1 pseudogene is annotated in these 323 nt (G+C 42.4%); it reads right to left on the bottom strand.

Features of this window, described 5'->3' with window-relative positions:
- Positions 1-323: pseudogene (locus CWC11_RS22350) on the bottom strand (TonB-dependent receptor); the annotation flags it as partial.

The following is a 323-nucleotide window of genomic DNA, read 5'->3' on the forward strand; positions in this document are numbered from 1 at the left end:
TAACATCATAGCGATAGAAACGAGCGCCCACTGTGATATTAAAATCGTCTGAAAATGCATAGCCAACTTCGCCAAACAATGCTGACTCTTTGCTGGTGGCATTGGTCAGTGCAATATACTCAAGATCTTGCTCAATATTGTCGATTTCATCGCCCCAAAACTCCGTGAGTCCTGGCGTGTACTCTCTATCGTCCGAACTAATTTCTTGTTTGCTGTAATATACCCCTGCAATCCAATTTAGCGCGTCATCCCCTTTAGAGACTAAACGGATCTCTTGGGTAAAAGTGTCTTGATCAGTAGTATCTTTAGTCAAAGCGGTAAAA

Source organism: Pseudoalteromonas sp. S3178, from assembly GCF_005886985.1.
Taxonomy (GTDB): Bacteria; Pseudomonadota; Gammaproteobacteria; order Enterobacterales; family Alteromonadaceae; genus Pseudoalteromonas; species Pseudoalteromonas carrageenovora.